Genomic DNA, 20,185 nt, shown 5'->3' on the forward strand with positions numbered 1-20,185 from the left:
GGGCAGTGCATGGCCGCGGACAGGGGCATGGCGGCGGACGGGGGCGAGGCACGGGCCGTCCAGGACGGGCCGGAGCGGCGGGCGCCCGCGCGGGCGCCGCGGACGGAGATCGTCGGGGTCACCCCGTTCGGCCGCCCCGCGCCCCAGCTCGCGGTCGCCGTCGCGCGGGCCGGCGGGCACGGCGTGCTGGACCTCGGCACCGACCGGGAGCCGGCGCTGGCCGCGCTCGCCGACGTGCGCCGCTGGTGGGCGGGCCGGTTCGGGGTGCGCGTCCCGGCGGGCTGCCGGGTCCGCCCGCAGGAGCTGCCGGACGCCGTGGACACCGTGGTGTTCGACGCGCCGGCGCTGCGCTCGGACGACTCGCTGGACATCGCCGGGTTCGCGCGCGGGCGCCGGCTGCTGGTCGAGGTCGTCGACGCCGACGAGGCCGCCGCGGTGCTGCTGGTCGCCGGCGGCTTCGCCGGGACGCGCGGGACCGCGCTCATCGCCCGGGGCGGCGAGGCGGGCGGCCGGGTCGGCGACCTGACGACGTTCGTGCTGCTGCAACGCCTGCTCGCCGACGAGCGCGTCGACGTCCCGGTCCTCGCGGCCGGCGGCATCGGCCCGCGCACCGCCGCCGCGGCGGTCGCCGGGGGAGCGGCGGGCGTGGTGCTGGACGTGCAGCTCGCGCTCGTCCGGGAGATGGACCTGCCCGCCGACGTGGCCGCGGCGCTCACCGCGATGGACGGCTCGGAGACCCGCGTCGTGCACGGCCACCGCGTCTACACGCGCCCCGACCTGCCGGACATCGCCCTCGCCGACCTCACGCCGGCGGAGGTCAGCGCCCGCCTCGGCGCGACCGGGCTGCGGTCGCGGCTGCTGCCGGCCGGGCAGGACGCCCCGCTCGCCGCGGCGCTGGCCGCCCGGCACCGCACCGCCGGCGGTGTCGTCCAGGCGGTCCGGGAGGGGATCGGCGAGCATCTGCGGGCCGCGGTGCAGGCCGCGCCGCTGGCGCCCCGGCAGACCCCGGACGGCCCCGAGTACCCGGTCGTGCAGGGTCCAATGACGCAGGTCAGCGACCGTTCGGCGTTCGCCGCGGCGGTCGCGCAGGAAGGGGCGCTTCCGTTCCTGGCGCTCGCCCTGATGGACGGCGACCGGGTGCGGACACTGCTGCGCGAGACCGCCGACCGGCTCGCCGGCCGCGCGTGGGGCGTCGGCCTGCTGGGGTTCGCGCCGCCGGAGGTCCGGGAGGCGCAGCTCGCCGCCGTCCGGGAGGCCGCGCCCCCGTACGCGATCGTCTCCGGCGGGCGCCCGGCGCAGGCCGCGTCCCTGGAGGCCGCCGGGATCAGCGCGTACCTGCACGTCCCGTCGCCCGAACTGCTGGAGCGGTTCCTCGCCGAGGGCGCCCGCAAGTTCGTGTTCGAGGGGCGCGAGTGCGGCGGGCACGTCGGCCCGCGCGCGAGCTTCCCGCTGTGGGAGGCGCAGGTCGAGCGGCTCATGGCGTTCGGCGGCGACCCCGCCGGCCTGTCGGTGATGTTCGCCGGCGGGATCCACGACGCGCGGTCCGCCGCGATGGTCGCCGCGCTGGCCGGGCCGCTGGCCGAGCGCGGCGCCGACGTCCGCGTCCTGATGGGCACCGCCTACCTGTTCACCGCCGAGGCCGTCGCGGCGGGCGCGATCCTGCCCGGCTTCCAGAAGGCCGCCCTGGAGTGCGAGGCGACGGCGCTGCTGGAGACCTCGCCCGGCCACGCGACCCGCTGCGCCCGCACCCCCTACGTCGAGCAGTTCGCCGAGACGCGCCGCGAACTGGAGGCGGCCGGGACGCCCCGCCAGGACATGTGGCGGCAGCTCGAACGCCTCAACCTCGGCCGGCTGCGCATCGCCAGCAAGGGCCTGCGCCGCTCCACCCCGGTCGGCCCCGACGAGCAGCGCGCCGAAGGGCTCTACATGATCGGGGACGTCGCGGCGCTGCGCTCCGCCACGACCACCGTCACCGACCTGCACGAGCAGGTCACCACCGGAGCCGGGGAACTGCTCGCCGCGCGCGCCGCCGAACTCGGCATCGCCGGAGACCGGTCCGCCGCGCCCGCGGCCGCCCGGCCCGCCGACATCGCGATCATCGGCATCGGCTGCGTGTTCCCCGGCGCCCGCGACGCCGACGCCTACTGGGCGAACATCGTCGGCGGCGTCGACTCCGTCACCGAGGTGCCCGCCGAACGCTGGGACCCGGCCGTCCACTACGACCCGTCCGGGCCCGGGAAGGCCCGGTCGAAATGGGGCGGGTTCCTGCCGGACGTCCCGTTCGACGCGCTCGCCTACGGCATCCCGCCCAGCGCCCTCGGCAGCATCGAACCGGTCCAGCTCCTCGCGCTGGACGTCGCGGCCCGCGCGCTGAAGGACGCCGGCTACGCCGACCGGCCCTTCGACCGGTCCCGCACCTCGGTGTTCTTCGGCGCCGAGGGCGGCAACGAGCTCGCCACCGCCTACGGCCTGCGCGCCACCCTGCCGTCCTACCTCGGCGAGGTCCCGCCCGGCCTGGACGAGCAGCTCCCCGCCCCCACCGAGGACTCCTTCCCCGGCGTCCTCACCAACGTCATCGCCGGGCGCATCGCCAACCGGCTCGACCTCGGCGGCGCCAACTACACCGTCGACGCCGCCTGCGCCGCGTCCCTCGCCGCCCTCGACGCCGCGTGCAAGGACCTCGCGACCGGCGGCAGCGACATGGTGCTGTGCGGCGGCGCCGACGTGCACAACGGCGTCCAGGACTACCTGATGTTCTCGGCCGTCCGCGCGCTGTCGCCGTCCGGCCGCTGCGCCCCGTTCGACGCCGCCGCCGACGGCATCGCGCTCGGCGAGGGCGTCGCCTGCGTCGTGCTCAAGCGGCTCGCCGACGCCGAACGCGACGGCGACCGCGTCTACGCCGTCGTCAAGTCCGTCGCCGGGTCCAGCGACGGACGCTCCCTCGGCCTCACCGCGCCGCGCGCCGAAGGGCAGCGGCTCGCCCTCGACCGCGCCTACGAGCGCGCCGGCGTCCGCCCGTCCGACGTCGGGCTCGTCGAAGCGCACGGCACCGGCACCGAGGTCGGCGACCGCACCGAGCTCGCCACCCTCTCCGCCGCGTTCGCCGCCGCCGCGCCCGGCTCCGTCACGCTCGGCTCCGTCAAGTCGCAGATCGGGCACACCAAGTGCGCCGCCGGGCTGGCCGGCCTGATCAAGACCGCGTACGCCCTGCACACCGGCGTCCTGCCCGGCACCCTGCACCTCACCGGCCCGAACGCCGAATGGAAGCCGGACGGGCCGTTCGCGTTCGGCGGCGGCGCGCGGCCCTGGGCCGCGCGGCCCGGCGACCGGTACGCCGGCGTCAGCGGCTTCGGGTTCGGCGGCGCCAACTTCCACGCCGTCCTCGCCGGTTACGACGGCGGCCCCGAACCGGTGTCCGGCCTCGCCGAATGGCCCGCCGAGCTGTTCCTGATCCGCGGCGCCGACCGCGCCGCCGCCCGCACCGAGATCGCGCGGCTCCGCCGGCTGCTGGACCTCCCGTCCGCCCGGCTGCGCGACCTCGCCCGGACCTGCGCGTCCGCCGAGGGCCGCGTCCAGGTCGCCGTCGTCGCCACCGGCCCGGACGACCTGCGCGGCAAGCTCGCCGCCGCGGCCGAGTTCCGGCCGGCGCCCGGCGTGCACGTCCGCCGGTCCGCCGACCCCGGGCAGGTCGCGTTCCTGTTCCCCGGCCAGGGCAGCCAGCGGCCCGGCATGCTCGCCGGCCTGTTCGTCGCCTTCCCGCGCCTGCAGCGGCTGCTGCGCCTCGCCGGCGGACGCTACGCGCCCGCGATGTTCCCGCCCGCCGCGTTCGGCCCCGACGACGCCCGCCGCCACCGCGACGCGCTCACCGACACCCGCGTCGCGCAGCCCGCCCTCGGCATCGCCGGGCTGGCCGTCCACCGCCTGCTCACCGCCGTCGGCGTCCACCCCGACCTCGCCGCCGGGCACAGCTACGGCGAGCTCGTCGCGCTGTGCGCCGCCGGGGTCTTCGACGACACCGACATGATCGAGCTCAGCGCCGCGCGCGCCGAGGCCATCCTCGCCGCGGCGGGCGCCGACCCCGGCGCGATGGCCGCCGTCAGCGCGTCGCTGCGGCAGGTCAGGGAGGCCGTCTCCGGCGTCTCGGAGATCGTCGTCGCCAACCACAACGCACCCGACCAGGTCGTCGTCTCCGGCACCGGCGACGGGCTCGCCCGCGCGCTCGCCGCCCTGGCCGACCGCGGCCTCGCCGCCGAGCGCATCCCGGTCGCCTGCGCGTTCCACAGCCCGCTCGTCGCCGCCGCGTCCGGCACCCTCCGCACCGCCCTCACCGGCCGCGACCTGCGCTCGCCCGCCTTCCCCGTCTGGTCCAACACCACCGCCGCCCCCTACGACAGCGACCCCGCCGACCTCGCCGCCACCCTCGCCGGGCAGATCGCCGCGCCCGTCCGGTTCGTCGAGCAGATCGAGGCGATGTACGACGCCGGCGCCCGCACCTTCGTCGAGGCCGGGCCCGGACGCGTCCTCACCGGCCTCGTCGGGCGCATCCTCGGCGACCGGCCGCACACCGCCGTCGCCTGCGACGCCCCCGGCGGCGGCTCCGTCGAACGTCTCCTGCACGCCCTCGCCGAACTCGCCGCGGTCGGCGTTCCCGTCGACCCGCAGCCCCTGTTCGCCGGGCGCGACGCCCGCGTCCTGGACGGCGCGCCGACCGCCGCGCCCGGCTGGATCGTCAACGGCCATCTCGTCCGCACCGCCGACGGCGGCTACCCGGCGGGCGCGCTCCGCCCCGCCGAACGCATCGCCGCGTTCACCCGCCCGCCCGGCTCCGACGCCGCCGTCCTGGAGTACCTGCGGGCCGGCCGCGAACTGATCGCCGCGCAGCGCGAGGTCATCCTCCGCCACCTCGGCGCGGACCCCGCCGCCCGGTCCGGGCCCGCCGTACCGGCGCCCGTTCCGGCGCCGCGTCCCGTCCTTCCGGGCGAGACCATCCCCGAGCTGCCGGCCGCCGCCGAACCGCCGCGCGACGTCCACGCCACCGTCCTCGCGGTGATCAGCGCCCGCACCGGCTACCCCGAGTCCATGCTGGACGCCGGCCTCGATCTCGAGGCGGACCTTTCCATCGACTCCATCAAACGCACCGTCATCATCGGCGAGGTCACCGAGCGCGTCGGCCTCACCGCCCCCGACGACGCCGTCATCGAGCAGCTCACCCGGATCACCACCATCGGCGGGATCGTCGACTGGCTGCGCACCCGCCTGCCGTCCGCCGAGACCCCCGGCCTGTACTCGGGGCCGCAACGGCCGCACGTCCCGCCGCAGGCCCCGTCGCGTCCGGGCCCGTCCGCCCACGTGGGCACGTCCGCCCTCTCCGGCGGCCCCTCCCCGGAGAGGCGCCGCGGCGGCCAGGCGGCGGACGCGCCCGAACCGGCGTCCTCCGCGTCCACCGAGAGCGACCCGGCCCCGCCCGCCGACGCACCACTTCCTGAGATGCCCCGGCCGGAGAGCGCCCCGGCGGACCGGGCGGGTGCGTCCACGGTGGCGACCAAGGAGACCGTGTCGGACGGCGGGGACGACGCGTCCGCCGGCACGCGCGAACCGATGGCGGAGACCTGCTCGCTGCGTGGCGCCGGTGCGTCCGAACCGGCTGAAGACCTGTCCGGCGAGACCGACGGCGGGCGGCCCGACGTGCCGGCGGCAAGGCCCGTCGAAGAGGAAGCGGGAGCGGCGGACGGCGAGGAGACCGTGTCCGCTGGGCACGATTCGCGCGAACTGGCGACGCCTGGCCCTGGCGGGCCGGAGGAGGACGGCGAGGCGGTCGTGTCCGCTGGGCAGGAGGCGCCGCGTGAAGTGACGCGGATGCCCTGTTCCGGTGAGCCGGGGGAGGAGCCCCGAGCCGCCGCGGAGGCGGACGCGCGTGGAGGCGGGCGGCCCGAGACGGCGCCGAAGTCGGCGGCCGTGGAGGTCGTGCGGCTCACCGGGGACGGGGCCGCGGCGCTCGGCGGGGACGAGGCGGATGTCATGCCCGCCGAGCGCCGCGGCGGGACGCCCGCGGAGAAGGAGCCGGTGGGGGCGCGCAGGGTGCTGGCCGGGCGGGTCCGGCCGTCGGGGGAGCGGGCCCGGCGGGTCGTCCGGCAGGTGGTGCGGACGGCCGACCTGGAGGCGCTGCCCGTCCCGGCGGACACCGGCACGGCGTTCGATGGGCGGACGTTCGTGGTCGTGGACGACGGGTGCGGTGTCGCGCTGGAGCTGGCCGACCTGCTGGAGCGGTACGGCGCGCGGGTGCGGACGCCGCTGGACGTGGACGGGGAGTGCGACGGGCTGGTGCATCTGGCGGCGCTGCGGCCGGGGGCGACGGCGGTGCTGCCGGACGCCTACGCCGGGATCCGGCAGGCGCTGCTGGGCGGGCTGCGGTGGCTGGTCCTGGCGAGCGGGGCCGGGGGCACGTTCGGCCGGGCGTTCGAGGGCGGCGGGATCGGGGATCCCGGGCCGGGCGCGGGGCTGCGGGGCCTGGCCGCGACGGTCGCGCAGGAATACCCGGAGACGCTGGTCAGGGCGGTCGACGTGGACACCAAGGACACGCCGCGGGCCATCGCGCTGCGGATCATGGCGGAGCTGCTGGACGCCCGCGGCCCGGTGGCGGTCGGGCACGAGGGCGAGCTGCGGCGCACGACGCGGCTGGTGCCGGCGGAGCTGCGGGGCGAGGCGCGGGTGCCGCTGGAGCCGGACGGGGTCGTCCTGCTGACCGGGGGCGCGCGGGGCGTCACCGCGCGGACGGCGCTGGAGCTGGCGCGCACGACGGGCTGCCACATCGAGGTGATGGGGCGGACGCTGGAGCCGGTGGGGCCGCAGTCGTTCCCGGACGTCCCCGACGAGGCCGGGCTGCGGCGGGCGCTGGTCGCGCAGGGCGGGCGGAAGCCCGCGGAGATCGAGGCGACGGTGCGGCGGATCCTCGCGGAGCGGGAGATCCGCGCGAACCTGGACGCGCTGAAGGAGCACGCGGCGTCGGTCCGGTACCACGCGGGCGACGTGCGGGAGCCGCGCGTGGTGCGGGACGTCGTGGAGCGGGTGTACATGCGGCACGGCCGGCTGGACGGGGTGGTGCACGGCGCGGGGATCGTGGAGGACCGGCTCGTCCGCGACAAGGAGCCGCAGTCGTTCGAGCGGGTGTACCGGACGAAGGTGGACGGCGCGTCGGCGCTGGCGGCGGCGGTGCGGCCCGGCGTCGGGTTCTTCGTCGTGTTCGGCAGCGTCGCGGGCGTCCACGGCAACCGGGGGCAGGCGGACTACGCGGCGGCGAACGACGCGTGCGACACGCTCGCGCACGTGTGGCGGACGCGGCTGCGCGGCCGGGTGCTGGTGGCGGACTGGGGGCCCTGGGCGGGCGGCGGGATGGTGTCGCCGGAGCTGGCCCGCGAGTACGCGCGGCGCGGCGTCGGGCTGATCGATCCGGACGCGGGGGTGGCGGCGCTGCTGCGCGAGATCGCGCACGGCGACGAGGCGCAGGTCGTGTTCACCGGGACGGTCCGGTGACGCAGGAGCCGATCGCGATCGTGGGCGCGGGGGCGGTGTTCCCCGGCGCCGGGTCGGCGGCGGAGCTGTGGCGCAACGTGCTGGCGGGGGTCGACGCGATCTCCGAGGTGCCGCCGGGCCGCTGGGATCCGGCGCTGTACTACGACCCGGACGCCTACGGCCGGGCGCCGGAGTGCGACCGGTTCTACTGCCGGCGCGGCGGGTTCGTCGACGAGCTGGCGACGTTCGACCCGGCCCGGTTCGGGATCACGCCGGCGTCGGTGCCGGGGATGGAGCCGGACCAGCTGCTGGCGCTGCGGACGGCGGCGGAGGCGATCGCGGACGCGGGCGGCGACGACCGGCTGCCGGACCGCGGCCGGATCGGGGTGGTGGTCGGCCGCGGCGGCTACCTCACCCCGGGGGTGGCGCGGTTCGACCAGCGGGTGCGGACGTCGCACCAGGTGGCGGGGGTGCTGGCGGAGCTGGTGCCGGAGCTCGGCGCGGAGCGGCTGGAGGAGGTCCGGCGGGCGTTCCGCGACCGGCTGGGCCCGGACGGCCCGGACGCGCCGGCGGGGCTGCTGCCGAGTTTCGCGGCGGCCCGGATCGCGGACCGGTTCGACCTGCGCGGGCCGGCGTACACGCTGGACGCGGCGTGCGCGTCGTCGCTGCTGGCGGTGGAGCACGCGGTGCGGGCGCTGCGCGGCGGGCAGGCCGACGCGATGCTGGCGGGGGCCGTCCATCACGCGCACCACGCGACGGTGTGGAGCGTGTTCAGCCAGCTGCGGGCGCTGAGCCCGAGCGAGACGATCCGGCCGTTCGACCGGGCCGCGGACGGGACGCTGCTGGCGGAGGGCACCGGGATGGTGCTGCTGAAGCGGCTGGGGGACGCGGTGCGGGCCGGCGACCGGATCCACGCGGTGATCGTGGGGGCGGGGTCGTCCAGCGACGGGCGGGCGGCCGGGTTCCTGAGCCCGCTGGTGGAGGGGCAGGTCCTGGCGGTGGAGCGGGCCTGGCGGGACGCGGGGCTGGATCCGCGGGCGCCGGGCGCGCTGGGCCTGGTGGAGGCGCACGGGGCGGGGACGCCGGCGGGGGACGAGGCGGAGCTGGCGACGCTGCGGCGCGTGTTCGGGACGGGCGGCGCGCCGGTCGGCCTCGGCACGGTGAAGTCGATGATCGGGCACGCGATGCCGGCGGCCGGGATGGCGGGGCTGATCAAGGCGGCGTGCGCGCTGCGCGACGGGGTGCTGCCGCCGACGCTGCACGTGGAGGACCCGCATCCGGCGCTGGACGGCGGCCGGTTGCGGATCGTCCGGGAGGCCGCCGAGTGGGAGCGGCCGGCGGACGGCCCGCGCCGGGCGGTGGTGAACGCGTTCGGGTTCGGCGGCGCGAACGCGCACGTGGTGCTGGAGGAGCCGCCGCCGGCGCGGACGCGCAGGCGCCGCAGGCTGGAGGCGCCGCGGTCGGAGGAGGGCGTGCTCAGGCTGGCCGCCCGGACGGCCGACGAGCTGGCGGCGCTGCTCGCGGCGCCCGACGAGGAGCTGCTCGCGCGGGTGGGGGAGAGCCCGCCGGACCTGCCGTGCCGCCTCGCCATCGTGGGCCCGACCGCGCGCAGGCTCGACCTGGCGCGCGCGGTCGTCCAGCGGGGGACGCCGTGGCGGGGCCGCAGCGACGTGTGGTTCACGCCGCGCCCGCTGCTCGCGGAGGGCGGCCGGCTGGCGTTCCTGTTCCCGGGCTTCGAGGCGGCGTTCGAGCCGCGGGTGGACGACGTCGCCGAGCACTTCGGGCTGCCGCGGCCGGAGCCGAGCGGCCGCACCGACCTGTTCGGCCACGCCGCGGACGTGATGGCGGTCGGCCGGCTGCTCGCCGCGGCGCTCGCGGAGCTGGGCGTCGAACCGGACGTCGCGGCCGGGCACAGCCTCGGCGAGTGGACCGCGATGATCGTCGCTGGCGTCCACGACGCGGGTGCCGCGGAGGCGTTCGTCCGCGCGCTCGACCCGGACGGCCCGGACGTCCCGGACGCGGTGTACGGGGCGCTCGGCTGCGGCGCGGACCGGGCGCAGGAGGCGATCGCGGGGCGGCCCGGCGTGTTCGTCAGCCACGACAACTGCCCGCACCAGTCGGTGATCTGCGGCCCGGCCGAGGACGTCCGCGAGGTGCTGGGGCGCCTGGCGGAAGAGGGGGTCCTGGGCCGGGAGCTGCCGTTCCGGACGGGGTTCCACACGCCGCTGGCGGAGGCGTACGAGAAGCAGGTGCGGCGCTCGTTCGAGGTGCTGCCGGTGCACGAGCCGCGCTTCCCGGTGTGGTCGGGGACGACCGCCGCGCCGTTCCCGCCGGGGGAGGACGCGGTGCGGGAGCTGGTCGTCCGGCACCTGCTGGAGCCGGTGCGGTTCAGCGAGCTGATCGAGCAGCTGTACGGGACGGCGCACGTGCGGGTGTTCGTGCAGGTCGGCCCGGGGAGCCTCACCGGGTTCGTCGGCGACCGGCTCGGCGGCCGCGAGCACCTGGCGATGGCGGTGAACGTGCCGAAGCGCGACGGCATGGCGCAGCTGCGGCGGGTCGTCGCGGCGCTGTGGGCGGAGGGGTACGGGGCGTCCCCGGCGCCGCCGTCGTCGGCGGGCATGCGCCTGGACCTCGGCACGCCGCTGGTCCGGCTGGGCGGGGCGGTGCCGCCGGTCCGGTCCGGTGCCGGTCCGGTGCCGTCGCTGCCGTCGGACGATCCGGTGCTGGCCGAGCTGGAGGCGCTGCTCAACGACGCGGCGACCGGGGCGCAGACGGTCCTGGAGGCGCTCGGCGGCGGACCGGCGCCCGCGTCCGCGCCCGCCGCGGGGCGTGCCGCGGACGAGCTGGCGGTGTCCCGGGTGTTCTCGCTGGAGGCGATGCCCTACCTCGCGGACCACTGCGTCATGCCGCAGCCCGCCGGCTGGCCCGACATGTCGGACCGGTTCCCGATCGTCCCGCTGGCGACGCTGCTGGAGGTGATGGCGGCGACCGCGCGCGAGCTGCTGCCCGACACGGTCGCGGTGGGGTTCGAGAACGTCCGCGCCGTCCGGTGGGTCGTGGCGTCCCCGCCGACCACCGCCGACATCCGCGCGCACCTCCTCGACGGCCGGGGCGGGCCGCGCAGGGTGAAGGTGGTGATCCCCGGCCACGCCGACGGGACCGTCCTGCTCGCCGACCGGCACACGGCGCCGCCCCCGCCGGACCGCACCCCGCTGACCGGGGAGGGCCCGCCCGTGGTGACGGCGGAGCGCCTCTACGACGAGCGCTGGATGTTCCACGGCCCGCTCTTCCGCGGCGTCACCGAGGTGACCGCGCTGGCGGAGGACGGGGTGCGCGGCGTACTGACGTCCCTTCCCACACCGGGCGCGCTCATCGACAGCGCGGGGCAGCTGTGCGGCCACTGGATCCAGGTGTATGGGGAGAAGGACCAGATCGTCTTTCCCGTAGGGATCGAACGCGTCGCCCTGCACGGTCCGTCGCCGTCCGCAGGAGAACGGCTCGAAACCACCATCTGGGCAGAGTCGCTTACGGACACCACACTGCGCTGCTCCGTCGAGATGGTCCGCGAAGACGGAACCCTCTGGGCGCGCATCGACGGATGGACCGCGCACCGCTTCTTCACCGACGAGGCCGTGTGGCGGATGAGGTTCACCCCCGAGGTCTCCGGGATGGGCGAACCGCAGGACGGCGGATGGTGCCTGGCTCGCCGGCACTGGGACGGCGCCGCGTCCCGCGACCTCGTCATGCGGCAGTACCTGTGCGCGGCCGAACGCGCCGAGTACGAGCGGCTGCCCTCGTTCGCGCAGGGCCCGTGGCTGCTCGGGCGCGTCGCCGCGAAGGACGCGGTCCGGGACTGGCTGTGGCGCAACGGCCACGGACCCCTGTTCCCCGCCGAGCTGACCGTCCGCGACGGACCTCGCGGGGCCGGGGGCGCGGCGCACCGTCCCGAAGTGAGCGGGCCGTTCGGCGAGGACCTGACCGTGTCCATCGCCTGCGACGCCGAGTTGGGCGTCGCCCTGGTCCGGCCGGCGGGCGAGCCCGCCGGCATCGGCCTGGCCCCCGCCGGCGAGGACGCCCGCGTCCGCGCCGCCGGGCAGGCCGCGCTGCAGGCCCTCCCCGCCGGGGCCGGCCGCCCCGAGCCCGCCGTCACCGCGGCGGGCGCCGAGCGGCTGCTGGTCACCGGCGGCGGGACGGTCACCACGGTCGAGACACGCGAGCTGGACGGACACGTCGTGGCCTGGACGGTCACGGCGGGCGGCACCGACACGGAGGAGAGCCGAACATGAGCGACGACGCCCTGACGCAGGTCGTCCGGATGCTGGCCGAGGTCGTGGGGGAGGACTTCCTGCTCGACGTGGAGATCGGCCGCGACACCGCCTTCAACGAGGACCTCGGGCTGGAGAGCATCGAGTTCGTCGCCCTCGCCGACAAGCTGCGCGACCACTACGGCGACGGCGTCGACCTGGCCGCGTTCATCGCCGGCATGGACATCGACGAGATCATGAACCTGACGGTCGGCGACCTGGTGGACCACATCGCCGCCACGGAGACGGCCCATGCCTGACCTCACCGTCCGCGGGGTCCGCTTCCACGTCCAGACCCCGGGAACCGGCGGCGGCGCGGACGCGCCCGTCGTGGTGTTCGTCCACGGGCTCGTCATGGACAACCTGTCGAGCTTCTACACCACGCTCGCCCTGCCGATCGCCGGCGCCGGCGCCCGCACCGTCCTGTACGACCTGCGGGGGCACGGCCGGTCGGAGCGGACCCCGTCCGGGTACGGCGCCGCCGATGCCGTCGCCGACCTGTTCGCGATCCTCGACGCGCTCGGCCACCACCGCGTCCACCTGGTCGCCCACAGCTTCGGCGGCGTCATCGCGCTGAACGCCGCGCTCGCGCGCCCGGACCGCGTCGCCGGGCTCGTGCTGATCGAGGCCCACGGGCCCGGCGAAGGCCCCGGATGGTCCGAGGGCCTGCTCAACACGCTGGCGCGGTGGTCGCTGATCCTGGAGTACGAGCGGTTCGCCGACCAGATGCTGGCCTCCGGGCGGCGCCGGACCGGGCGGCAGATGGCCACCGCCGACGCCCTCGTCAACCGGACCACCCTGTTGGCGGACGTCGCCGCCATCGAGCCCGTCCGACCCGCCGACCTGGCCGCCGTCCGCTGCCCCGTTCTCGCCGTGTACGGGCAGCACTCCGACGTCGCCGCCGCCGGGCGGCTGCTGCTGCACTCCGTCCCCGACTGCACCCTGCACGTCATGGCCGGCCACGGCCACACCGCGCTGCGCGAGGGGACGGCCGAGATCCTGGAGGTCGTCCTGCCCTGGCTCGCCCACCACGCGGGGACCCGCGTCCCCGCGGCCGTCGGCGGAGGTGTCCGGTGAAGGGCCGCCGCGTCCAGGTCCCGTCCCTGCTCGGCGCCCCCGGCATCCCGCGCGCCGAGACGCCCCGGCGGCGGTTCCTGTTCGCCGTCCCGCCGCTCGCCGGGCACGTCAACCCGACCGTCGCGGTCGCCGCCGAGCTCGTCCGGCGCGGCCACACCGTCGCCTGGACCGGGCACCGCGCCGCCCTCGAACCGCTGCTGCGCGCCGGCTCGCGGATCTTCTCCGCGGGGGACGACGCGTTCGCCGCGCGGCTCGCCGCCGCCCGCGAGGAGTGGCTGCGGCTGCGCGGCCCCGCCGCGCTGCGGTTCCTGTGGGAGGACTTCATCGTCCCGCTCGGCCACGCGATGATGCCCGGCGTCGAGACCGCGCTCGACCGGTTCCGCCCGGACGTGGTGGTCAGCGACCAGATCGTGCTGGCCGCGCCGGTCGCCGCCCGGCGCCGCGAGATCCCGTGGGCGACGTCGGCGACGACGTCCTCGGAGTTCACCCGGCCGCTCGCCGGGCTGCCGCTGGTCGAGGAGTGGGTGCGCGAGCAGATCGGCGACTTCCAGCTCGACCACGGCATCGAGGACCTGCTCGACCTGCGGTTCTCCGACCACCTCGTGCTGATCTTCTCCACCGGCGCGCTCGTCGGGGACGTCTCGGTCTTCCCCGACCACTTCGCCTTCGTCGGCCCCGCGCTCGACCGGCCGGCCGGCGCCGCGTTCCCGTGGGAGTGGCTGGACGGGCGGCCCGCCGTGCTGGTGACGCTCGGCACCCTCAACGGGGCGGCCGGCGAGCGGTTCTACCGGGTCGCCGCCGACGCCGTCCGCGACCTGGACGTCCAGGCCGTGTTCGTCGCGCCGCCCGGGATCGTCGCCGACCCGCCGCCGAACGTCCTCGTCCGCGCGCACGTCCCGCAGCTCAGGCTGCTGCAGCGGATGTCGGCCGTCGTCTGCCACGGCGGGCACAACACCGTCTGCGAGAGCCTCGCGCAGGGCCTGCCGCTGGTCGTCGCGCCGATCCGGGACGACCAGCCGGTCATCGCCCGGCAGGTCGAGGCCGCCGGTGCCGGCGTGCAGGTCCGGTTCGGCCGGGTCCGCGCGGCCGAACTCCGCGACGCATTGACCGCCGTCCTCGACGGGGACGCCCACCGCGCCGCCGCCGAGGCCGTCCGGGAGTCGTTCGCCGCCGCCGGCGGCGCCGCCGGGGCCGCCGACCGCCTGGAGAAGCTGGCGTGACCGCGGGGCCGGACGTGAGCGGCATCGCCACGTCCCTCGACGTCCGCATGACGGCCTACGACTTCGAACGCGTCCACGGCCGCCCGCCGGCGGCGGTGCACCGCGCTCCCATCGGCCTGCCGCTCCTGGACGGCCTCACCATCGCGCTGCCCTGGGGCGTCACGGTCGCGGCGAGCGCCGACGGCACCACGTCGCTCTACTCGGTGAACCACCAGACCGACGGCGTCACCTCGGCCACGGGCCCCGTCCCGCACTGGGCCCGGGAGGCCGTCGCCGTCCTGAACGCCCACGCCGATCCCGCGCCCGGCGCCCGCCTGGTGATCAACCGGGAGCTCCCCGCCGAGACCGGGCTCCTCACCGGCGCCGAGACCGCCGCCGCCACCTACCTGGCCCTGCGCGCCCTGCACGGCCCGCCCGCCGGCCCGCACCCGCTCACCGAGCACCCCGCCTACCGGACGTCTTTGCAGGCCCGCGAAGCCCACGCCCTGCTGACCGCGCCCGGCACCACGGAGCACGTCCCGTTCGACCTGGCCGCGTGCGACCTCCGCATCCTCATCGTCGACCTCGCCGCCCGCCACTCGTCGCCGCTGCCGACCCCGGCCGGTGCCGCCGCCCGCGCCGCCGCCGCCGTCCGCGCGTCCGGGCCGTCCGCCCTCGGGCCCCTCCTCACCGACGCCCACGCCTTCGGCGACCCGCTGCCCGACCTCGCCCTCCGAACCGCGCTCGACGCCGGCGCCCTCGGCGGCCGCAAGATCGGCGCCTGCATCGTCGCCCTGGCCCCCACCTTGGCCGTCCCCGACGTCCGCGAGGCCCTCACCACCCGCCTGACCCCCGTCCTGCCGCGCCCGCCCCGCGTCCTGACAGCCCTCCCCGCACCCTCAGCCACCGCGCAGAACGCGATCCACTTCTAAAAGCGGTCGGCGGTCAGAGTTTGGGGGTGAAGGGGCGGCGGTGGACCGGGTCGTCGGGTTCGGCCTGGGCACGCAGGGCGGTCTCGACGAGTTCGATGGCCTGGAGCAGGGAGACGAGGCGGGCGCCCTCGCGGCGGTACGCCTCCAGGACGGCCTCCACCCCGTGCGGCGGGACGAGGGGCGCGAGATCGACGCGGGCGGTGCGGAACCCCTCACGGGCTGCGTCGACGGACGCGTTGACGTGGTGCCGGGCCATCCGCGCGAGCGCGATCGGATAGCGGCGCAGGACGCCGTAGCGCCGGTACTCGGGCGGGACGAGCTCGAGCAGCCAGCTCAGAGCGGTGTCCTCGAAGCGGTCGGTGCCCGGTGGGTGCACCTGCGAGGGCCAGCCGGGCGGGACGTAGGTGCTCACGGCTCCACGATAACCCGGAATTCGAACCTATGTTCGACCCAAACCGGACATGTCACTCGGTCGCGGGCGGCGGGGTGATCGGCCCGTTCCGGCGGATCCGGATCTTGCCGGAGTCCAGGTCGTCGCGGGCGGAGCCGTCCCCCGCCTGCTCGTGGTCGTCCTGGCGCAGCACCTTCTGCCGCTGCTGCTCCTCCTGCTTGACCTTCTTGGAGCCCTCGAACGCCGAGGCGAGGTCCTCGAACATGCCGCCGCCGAAGCCGGCGCCGGTCTCCCCGTCGCCGCGGATGGCGCCCATCAGCGTCGACCGGCCGGTGCCCTCCGTGGGCCACTCGACGGGCTCGTGGCCGGCCTGCTCGGGACGGTTGCCCATCGGGCGCCCCTTGACGCGCTTGCGGCGGCGAAACGGTGATTTCACACAAGCTCCAACGCGACGAGCCTCCAGATTGATCCCGGCGGGCGCTCAGCCTCCGAACGACCACCGGGTGGGAGAACCGGTGAAGTCCCCCTGACGCAGCCCGAACGCCTTCTGTGGCCGCACCGCGACGGTCGCGTTCACCTCCGGGTCCAGGAAGTCGACACGATAGCGGGTCGCGTACTTGGAATTGACCAGGTCGATGAAGCGCTGGAGATCGCGCGGCTCGGTGACGACCTCCGCGCGGCCCTCCAGCACCACCGGGTCCTCGGCCTCCTCGGTGGCGACCACGACCTGCGGATTCGCCCGCAGGTTCACCATCTTGCGGGACGGGACGCTGCTGCTGAACATCAGCGCCTCCCCGGACCAGGCGCCCCACACCGGCATCGCGTGCGGCCGCCCGTCCGGCCGGACGGTGCACAGCCAGAAGTTGCGGGCGGCGCGGAGCCGCTCCACGGCCCACGACCACGGCAGCAGGCCGCTCCCCTCGGCGGCCCCCCGGATCCCGTAACCGGGCATGTGCGGACGGTCTGCGACGGGCTCCGGCGCCGGGACGAACCCGGGGCGGGGCTCCGATGCCAGGGCGAATCCGGACGCGGACTCCGGTGCCGAGGCGTACCCGGAAGCCGACATGGCGCTCTCCCTTCTACGGACGTTCCCCGGCCCATCGTTTCAGACCGCGGAGCCTCCCGGTGACGCTCGGTGGCTCGTTGGGAGCGGCTCGGCGCGGTAGCCTGCGGGACGTGCGCCTATCCCATGTCATCGCGGCTCTCGAAGAGCTCTATCCGCCGTCGTGGGCGGAGTCCTGGGACGCGGTCGGCCTGGTCTGCGGCGACCCCGCCCAGGAGGTCGGGCGGGTGCTGCTGGCGGTCGACCCGGTCGCCGCGGTGATCGACGAGGCGCTGGAGTGGGGCGCCGACCTGGTGGTCGCGCACCATCCGCTGCTGCTGCGCGGGGTGCACTCGGTCGCCGCGACCACGCCGAAGGGCCGGCTGATCCACCGGATGATCGTCAACGGGGTCGCGCTGCACACCGCGCACACCAACGCCGACGCCGCCGATCCGGGGGTCTCGGACGCGCTGGCGCGCGCCGTCGGGCTCACCGGGGAGCTGCGCCCGATCGTCCCCGCCGCCGACGACCCGCGCCGCGGCCTCGGCCGCGTCGGGGAGCTGGCCGAGCCGGTCACGCTGCGGGAGTTCACCCGGCGGGCCGCCGCGGGGCTGCCGTCCACCGCGTGGGGGCTGCGGGCCGCGGGCGACCCGGACCGCGCCGTCCGCACCGTCGCGGTCTGCGGCGGCGCCGGCGACTCCCTCCTCGGCGCCGTCCGCGCGGCGGGCGTCGACGTTTACCTCACCGCCGACCTGCGGCACCATCCCGCCTCGGAGTTCGCCGAGCACGGCGGCCCGGCGCTGGTGGACGCCGCGCACTGGGCGACCGAATGGCCCTGGCTGGCCGACGCCGCGCGGCGCCTGGCCGCCGCCGCACCCGAAGCGGGCAAGTTGGAGACACGGGTGTCCACGCTCGTCACCGACGCGTGGAGCCTTCACGCAGAAGGAGAACAGTGAAAGCCGCACCGCAAGCCCAGCTTCGCCTGATCGACCTGCAGGACCTGGACAGCTCGCTGGACCGCCTCGCGCACCGCCGCCGCACGCTGGCCGAGCTCGCCGAGATCGAGCGGCTGGAGGCCCGGCTCACCGAGCTGCGGGACGCGATCGTGGCGGCCGAGACCGAGACGGGCGACCTGGCGCGGGAGCAGAAGAAGGCCGAGCAGGACGTCGACCAGGTCCGCAGCCGCGCCGAGCGGGACCAGAAGCGCCTGGACTCCGGCCAGGTCGCCTCCGCCAAGGACCTCAGCGGGCTGCAGGCCGAGATCGAGTCGCTGCAGCGCCGCCAGTCCGACCTGGAGGAGGTCGTGCTGGAGATCATGGAGCGGACCGAGCAGGCCGAGGGCCGCGTCGCCGCGCTGCGCGCCGACCAGACTGCGACACAGGAGGAGCTGGCCGCGGTCGTCGCGCGCCGCGACGCCGCGCTGAAGGAGATCGACGAGGAGGGCGGCACGACCGGCGCCGCCCGCACCGCCGTCGCCAAGGACGTCCCCGACGACCTGCTCGGCCTCTACGAGAAGCTGCGCGGCCAGTTCGGCGGCGTCGGCGCGGCGAAGCTGTTCCGCGGCGCCTGCCAGGGCTGCCACCTGGCGCTCAACACCGTCGACCTGAACCGGATCCGGGCCGCCGCGCCGGACGAGGTGATCCGCTGCGAGGAGTGCCGCCGCATCCTCGTCCGCACCCCCGAGTCGGGCCTGTGAAGCTGATCGTCGAGGCGGACGGCGGGTCCCGGGGCAACCCGGGCCCGGCCGGGTACGGCGCCCTCGTCCGCGACGCGCTGACCGGCGAGGTGCTGGCGGAGGTCGCCGAGTCGATCGGCATGGCCACCAACAACGTCGCCGAGTACCGGGGCCTGATCGCCGGGCTGACGGCCGCCGCCGGGATCGACCCGTCCGCGCGGGTCGAGGTGCGGATGGACTCCAAGCTCGTCGTGGAGCAGATGTCCGGCCGCTGGAAGATCAAGCACCCGGACATGATCCCGCTGGCCCTGCGCGCCCGCGAGGCCGCCGAGGGGCTCGGATCCGTCTCCTACGGCTGGATCCCGCGCAACCGCAACGCGCATGCCGACCGGCTCGCCAACGAGGCCATGGACGCCGCGGCCCGCGGCGAGCGCTGGACCCGCACGACCGAGGAGCCCCCGCGGGAGGAGGCGCCGGGCCCGCCGCCCGTCTCGTCCACCCCCACGCGGACGATCCTGCTCCGCCACGGCGAGACGCCCCTGTCCGCGGAGAAGCGCTTCGCCGGGACGAACGACGTCCCCCTCACCACCGCGGGCCTCGCGCAGGCCCGCGCCGCCGCCCTCGCCCTCAAGGACCGCGGCCTCGACGCGATCGTCAGCTCGCCCCTCGCGCGCTGCCGCGACACCGCCGCCGAGGTCGCCGCCGTCACCGGCCTGGACGTCCGGGTCGAGGACGGCTTCCGCGAGACCGCCTTCGGCGACTGGGAGGGGCTCACCTTCGCCGAGGCCGGCAAGGGCTGGCCCGCCGAGATGAAGGCCTGGCTCGCCGACCCGGAGGTCGCGCCGCCCGGCGGCGAGAGCTTCGCGCAGGTGTCCCGGCGCGTCCGCACCGCCCTGGACAAGCTGAAGGTCCGAAACCGGCAGCAGACGGTCCTGGTCGTCTCGCACGTCACGCCGATCAAGCTGCTGGTCAAGGACGCCCTCGGCGCCCCGATGAAGTCGCTGTACCGCATGCACCTGGACGTCGCGTCCCTCACCACGGTCGACTGGTACGCCGACGGCCCCGCCAGCCTGCGCGCCTTCAACGACGCCCACCACCTGGAACACTGACCGACCCGCTAGAGTTCTGTGTACGGCGGACGAGCCGGCCGGACGGCCGCGTCGGGGACCTGGTCCCCGTCGAGGAAAGTCCGGGCTCCACAGGGCAGGGTGGTCGGTAACGCCGACCCGGGGCGACCCGCGGGACAGTGCCACAGAAAACAGACCGCCACCGGCCCGGCCGGTGGTAAGGGTGAAACGGTGAGGTAAGAGCTCACCAGCGCCCACGGTGACGTGGGCGGCTCGGTAAACCCCACCCGGAGCAAGGTCAAGAAGGGGCTTCGGCCCCGCGCAGGTGCCTGAGGGCGGCCCGCCCGAGCCTGCGGGTAGACCGCTGGAGGCCGCCGGCAACGGCGGTCCGAGATGGATGGCCGTCACCCGCCCTCCGGGGCGGGCACAGAACCCGGCTTACAGGCCGACTCGTCCGCCGCCATTCCGTTCCGCCGCGGGTCAGCCCAGTGGGGTGCCGGTTTGGTCGTGTTCCAGGGCGGCGCGCAGCTTTGCGAGCGCGTTTGCGGCGGCCGCCGTGGAGGGGGCGTCGAGAGCTCTTCCGATCATCTCCGCCAGGGCGTCGGCGAAGGTTTCCTCCGCCGCGTCCACCAGCTGCGAGCCGGCGTCGGTGAGAGCCAGCAGCGAGGACCGGCGGTCGGACGGGTTCGGCCGCCGGACGGTCCAGCCCTGCCTCTCCAGACGGTCGACGCTCTTGCTGGCCGCCCCGATGCCGATGGCGAACTCGGCGGCGAGGTCCGCGACCCGGGCGCCGGGATGGTCGCGCAGGTAGCGCAGGGCCTCGAACTGCGAGGTGACGATCCCGTGCCGCGCCCGGAGACGGTCGTTGAGGGCGTTGTACAGGCGCGTCTCGCATCGGACGAGGTCGGCGAAGAAGCCCGGGAGGCCGGCCGCGTCCCCGCTCGATGTATATTCCATGGCATATAGTGTACTGGAAGCTATTTACGGCG

General features: G+C 76.4%; 13 protein-coding genes and 1 other RNA gene. 10 read left to right on the forward strand and 4 right to left on the reverse strand.

What is annotated here, in order from left to right; translation table 11 throughout:
• Positions 1-9: 9 nt before the first annotated feature.
• Genes ACA514_RS42490 through ACA514_RS42515 form a run of 6 tightly spaced genes read left to right on the forward strand, consistent with a single transcriptional unit; the run spans position 10 to position 15,021 of the window.
• Positions 10-7,530, forward strand: coding sequence for an SDR family NAD(P)-dependent oxidoreductase (locus ACA514_RS42490; protein ID WP_375047144.1), 7,521 nt, complete (start codon positions 10-12; stop codon positions 7,528-7,530).
• Entirely contained in the window at positions 7,527-11,795 is a 4,269-nt protein-coding gene (locus tag ACA514_RS42495; protein WP_375047145.1) for a beta-ketoacyl synthase N-terminal-like domain-containing protein, read from the forward strand. The genes ACA514_RS42490 and ACA514_RS42495 overlap by 4 nt, the downstream gene beginning before the upstream one ends.
• Positions 11,792-12,073 carry an acyl carrier protein gene (locus ACA514_RS42500; protein ID WP_375047146.1) on the forward strand — a complete coding sequence of 94 codons (282 nt, stop codon included), beginning with the start codon at positions 11,792-11,794 and terminating at the stop codon, positions 12,071-12,073. The genes ACA514_RS42495 and ACA514_RS42500 overlap by 4 nt, the downstream gene beginning before the upstream one ends.
• Positions 12,066-12,890: an alpha/beta fold hydrolase gene (locus ACA514_RS42505; RefSeq protein ID WP_375047147.1), complete on the forward strand. Its 825-nt coding sequence runs from the start codon at positions 12,066-12,068 to the stop codon at positions 12,888-12,890. Before ACA514_RS42500 ends, ACA514_RS42505 begins: the two co-directional genes overlap by 8 nt.
• Positions 12,887-14,110 carry a glycosyltransferase gene (locus tag ACA514_RS42510; RefSeq protein ID WP_375047148.1) on the forward strand — a complete coding sequence of 408 codons (1,224 nt, stop codon included), beginning with the start codon at positions 12,887-12,889 and terminating at the stop codon, positions 14,108-14,110. The genes ACA514_RS42505 and ACA514_RS42510 overlap by 4 nt, the downstream gene beginning before the upstream one ends.
• Positions 14,107-15,021, forward strand: a complete 915-nt coding sequence (locus ACA514_RS42515) for a hypothetical protein (protein WP_375047149.1) — start codon at positions 14,107-14,109, stop codon at positions 15,019-15,021. Before ACA514_RS42510 ends, ACA514_RS42515 begins: the two co-directional genes overlap by 4 nt.
• A gap of 13 nt (positions 15,022-15,034) precedes the next feature.
• Here the strand turns inward: ACA514_RS42515 and ACA514_RS42520 are convergent, their stop codons facing one another.
• From ACA514_RS42520 to ACA514_RS42530, 3 genes are read right to left on the reverse strand one after another with little or no spacing between them, the layout of a single operon-like run.
• Entirely contained in the window at positions 15,035-15,433 is a 399-nt protein-coding gene (locus tag ACA514_RS42520) for a hypothetical protein (protein ID WP_375047150.1), read from the reverse strand.
• 52 nt (positions 15,434-15,485) lie between these two features.
• Positions 15,486-15,848 (reverse strand): DUF6191 domain-containing protein, encoded by a 363-nt coding sequence (locus ACA514_RS42525; RefSeq protein WP_375047151.1) that lies wholly within the window; start codon positions 15,846-15,848, stop codon positions 15,486-15,488.
• 45 nt (positions 15,849-15,893) lie between these two features.
• The gene (locus ACA514_RS42530) at positions 15,894-16,478 is read right to left on the reverse strand and encodes a pyridoxamine 5'-phosphate oxidase family protein (RefSeq protein ID WP_375047152.1); all 585 of its coding nucleotides are present in this window, start codon (positions 16,476-16,478) and stop codon (positions 15,894-15,896) included.
• Positions 16,479-16,588: 110 nt separating this feature from the next.
• On the opposite strand from ACA514_RS42530, the gene ACA514_RS42535 reads away from it, so the two are divergent.
• From ACA514_RS42535 to rnpB, 4 genes are all read left to right on the forward strand, one after another.
• On the forward strand, positions 16,589-17,410 hold the full coding sequence (locus ACA514_RS42535; protein WP_375047153.1) for a Nif3-like dinuclear metal center hexameric protein: 822 nt from the start codon (positions 16,589-16,591) through the stop codon (positions 17,408-17,410).
• Complete coding sequence (locus tag ACA514_RS42540) at positions 17,407-18,150, forward strand: zinc ribbon domain-containing protein (protein WP_375047154.1); 744 nt, start codon at positions 17,407-17,409, stop codon at positions 18,148-18,150. The genes ACA514_RS42535 and ACA514_RS42540 overlap by 4 nt, the downstream gene beginning before the upstream one ends.
• Complete coding sequence (locus ACA514_RS42545; protein WP_375047155.1) at positions 18,147-19,238, forward strand: bifunctional RNase H/acid phosphatase; 1,092 nt, start codon at positions 18,147-18,149, stop codon at positions 19,236-19,238. The genes ACA514_RS42540 and ACA514_RS42545 overlap by 4 nt, the downstream gene beginning before the upstream one ends.
• Positions 19,239-19,268: 30 nt before the next feature.
• Positions 19,269-19,653, forward strand: an RNA gene (rnpB, locus tag ACA514_RS42550) — RNase P RNA component class A.
• A gap of 23 nt (positions 19,654-19,676) precedes the next feature.
• Here the strand turns inward: rnpB and ACA514_RS42555 are convergent.
• Positions 19,677-20,153, reverse strand: a complete 477-nt coding sequence (locus ACA514_RS42555) for a MarR family winged helix-turn-helix transcriptional regulator (RefSeq protein WP_375047156.1) — start codon at positions 20,151-20,153, stop codon at positions 19,677-19,679.
• Positions 20,154-20,185 lie beyond the last annotated feature (32 nt).

Source organism: Actinomadura sp. NTSP31, from assembly GCF_041951385.1.
GTDB classification, from domain to species: domain Bacteria; phylum Actinomycetota; class Actinomycetes; order Streptosporangiales; family Streptosporangiaceae; genus Spirillospora; species Spirillospora napierensis.

Bases quoted from the DNA above. Each gene is read 5' to 3' on its own strand.
- ACA514_RS42490 (WP_375047144.1), top strand. From the start codon at position 10: ATGGCCGCGGACAGGGGCATGGCGGCGGACGGGGGCGAGGCACGGGCC.
- ACA514_RS42500 (WP_375047146.1), top strand. From the start codon at position 11,792: ATGAGCGACGACGCCCTGACGCAGGTCGTCCGGATGCTGGCCGAGGTC.
- ACA514_RS42505 (WP_375047147.1), top strand. From the start codon at position 12,066: ATGCCTGACCTCACCGTCCGCGGGGTCCGCTTCCACGTCCAGACCCCG.
- ACA514_RS42530 (WP_375047152.1), bottom strand. From the start codon at position 16,478: ATGTCGGCTTCCGGGTACGCCTCGGCACCGGAGTCCGCGTCCGGATTC.
- ACA514_RS42555 (WP_375047156.1), bottom strand. From the start codon at position 20,153: ATGGAATATACATCGAGCGGGGACGCGGCCGGCCTCCCGGGCTTCTTC.